Raw genomic sequence first — 2,823 nt, forward strand, 5'->3', positions numbered from 1 at the left:
CCAGGTACGGCCCGTGGGGGCGCAGCAGTCGGTGGATGTGGATGTGCGCATCGTCTCGGCCACCCACCGCGACCTGGAGACCGCGCTGGCCAGCGGAGATTTCCGCGAAGACCTCTACTACCGCCTCAATGTGGTCACCCTGACCCTGCCGCCGCTGGCCGAACGGCGCGAAGACATCGCCCTGCTGGCCCAGCATTTTCTGCAGCGCCTGGCCAGCAAGTACCACAAGCCGCTGAAAGGTTTTGCACCCGATGCCCTGGGCCAGCTGTCCACCGCCGCCTGGCCGGGCAACGTGCGGCAGTTGCACAACGTGGTGGAGCAGGTTTGCGCGCTGTGCACCACGCCGCTGGTGCCGCTGGCCCTGGTGCAGCGGGCGCTGCGCGTGCCCACGGTGGAGGTGCTGGGCTTTACCGAAGCCCGCAACCGCTTTGAACGCGACTACCTGGTGGGCCTGCTCAAGCTCACCGACGGCCAGGTGGCCGATGCCGCCCGGCTGGCCGAACGCAACCGCACCGAGTTCTACCGGCTGCTGCAAAAACACGGGCTGACACCGGGGCTGTTCCGGGGCGATGCGGGCAGCGAGTCGCCCGATGGCGACAGCCCCGAGTCGCCTGTCGCCCGCTAGCGACAGCGGGTTTTCCCTTATCCATCAAGCACTTACGGACTGCACACAGGGCCGGGTGCTGGGGCCTGTCGCCAATCAGCGACGCTTTACAGGCCGCCTAAGCCCGCCGAACATGCATAAAGTCAGCTAAGTGATTGATCTGTAAGAATTTTTCATGCTGGCCTAGGGTTTGCACTAGGTTTGGGCATGCAATGTCTGAACCGTTCTCTGGCCGCACTTTTGCTGGTCACCCCGCTGGTGGTACTGGCCGCAACGCCGCCCACCGACTTTGACACCCTGGGCGAACGCGCCCGCACGCTAGCAGCCCAGCCATACAGCCCCGTGCCCAGCCGCACACCCGATGTGCTGCGCAAGCTGACCTACGACCAGATGCGCGACATCCGCTTCAAACCCGAGCAGGCCGCCTGGCGGGCCGAGCAACTGCCGTTCGAGCTGATGTTCTTCCACCTGGGCAAGTACCAGACCGAGCCGGTGCGCCTGCATGAAATCACGCCGGAAGGCGAGCGCCCCTTCACCTTCAACCCCAAAGACTTTAGTTACGGTGCCAACACCTTGCAGCCCGACACCTGGGGCGACATCGGTCACGCGGGTTTTCGCGTCCACTATCCGCTGAACAACCCGGCCTACAAGGACGAGCTGGTAGTGTTCCAGGGGGCCAGCTACTTTCGCGCCCTCAGCGCCGGGCTGCACTACGGCCTGTCGGCCCGGGGCCTGGCGGTGGACACAGCAGGCGGCGGACCGGAAGAATTCCCCCGCTTCACCGACTTCTGGATGGTCCGGCCCAAGGCCGGTGCCACCGCCATGACCGTGCTGGCCCTGCTGGACTCGCCCCGCGTAACCGGGGTCTACCGCTTCGAGATCGAGCCCGGCAAAGACACCACGCAAGCGACGCGCACGACCGTCAAAGCCCGGCTGTACCTGCGCGACACGCCCAAGAACCCCATTCGCACCCTGGGCCTCGCCCCGCTGACCAGCATGTTCAGCTTTGGCGAAAACCAGCCCAGCCGCACCGACTTTCGCCCCGAGGTGCACGACTCCGACGGCCTGATGCTGGCCAGCGGCGAGGGCGAATGGCTGTGGCGGCCGCTGCAAAACCCGCGTAGCCCGCTGGTCACCTCCTTCACCACCCGCGCGCCCAAAGGCTTTGGCCTGATGCAACGCGACCGCAATTTCAGCAGCTATGAAGACACCGAGGCCAGTTACGAGCGCCGCCCCTCTGCCTGGGTCACCCCGCTGGGCGACTGGGGCGCGGGCCGGGTCGAGCTGGTGCAACTGCCCACGCCCGATGAAACCCACGACAACATCGTCGCCTACTGGGTGCCCGCCACCCTGCCCGCCCCCGGCCAGCCGCTGGACATCGCCTGGCGGGTGGACTGGCAGGGCGACGCCCAGCAGCGTCCGCCCCAGGCCTGGGTATCTCAAACCCGCGTAGGCCACAGCTTTGCCACGCTAGCACCCAACGAGCGGCAGTACATCGTGGACTTCACCGGCCCCGCTTTGCCCACCACAGGTGAACTGAAAGCCGTGGCCAGCGCCAGCAGCAATGCCCGCATCACCGAATCCAACGTCTACCGCGTAGAGGCTACTGGCGCATGGCGCATGGCCCTGCGCGTTCAAACGCTGAACCCCGCGCAGCCGGTGGAGCTGCGCGCCTTCCTTACCGCCCCCACCAGCACGGGCCCCAACACTGTCAGCGAAACATGGACCTACATCCAGGCAGCACCATGAACCACACCTCCACACCTAACTCCTCGCCCGGCATGCCCCCCATCCAACGCGGTTCCATGCGCGCCCAACCCTGGCTGGGCCTGGCAGGTCGCCTGCGCGGCCAGCAGGCTGCCGCCGATGCGCCCTGGCGCGCCAGCGCCGCCCAGCACCAGGTGCTGCCACCGGCCTGGGAGGCCGTGGCCCAGCAGCGCCGCCACTGGCTGCTGTTCTGGATCGCCTGCGCCACGGTGTTTGCCACCGCCCTGCTGTGGCGCGCCCAGCCGGGTGCCGGTAGCGATTTGTTGCTGGCGGCCCAACTGGGCTTGTTTGCGCTGCTGTTTGCCTGGGTGTCGGCGGGCACGGTCACCGCCGTGATGGGCTTTTGGGTCACCCTGCGCGGCGATCCGCATGCGCTGTCGGCGCGCAGCGCGGCAAACACCGTGCTGCCGTCGGACGCACGCACCGCCGTCATCATGCCGATCTGCAACGAA

At 67.1% G+C, this 2,823-nt stretch carries 2 protein-coding genes and 1 pseudogene; all 3 read left to right on the forward strand.

The window, feature by feature from the left end; genetic code table 11:
• Positions 1 to 625 (forward strand): sigma 54-interacting transcriptional regulator (locus tag ABI213_RS11950; protein ID WP_348027250.1); only part of this gene is annotated, 625 nt, incomplete at its 5' end.
• Positions 626 to 811: 186 nt separating this feature from the next.
• Positions 812 to 2,353, forward strand: a complete 1,542-nt coding sequence (locus ABI213_RS11955) for a glucan biosynthesis protein G (protein ID WP_348006864.1) — start codon at positions 812 to 814, stop codon at positions 2,351 to 2,353.
• Positions 2,350 to 2,823, forward strand: a pseudogene (locus ABI213_RS11960) (glucans biosynthesis glucosyltransferase MdoH); the annotation flags it as partial. The gene ABI213_RS11955 and the pseudogene ABI213_RS11960, both read left to right, overlap by 4 nt.

The organism is Rhodoferax sp., from assembly GCF_039922535.1.
Lineage (GTDB): Bacteria > Pseudomonadota > Gammaproteobacteria > Burkholderiales > Burkholderiaceae_C > Rhodoferax_B.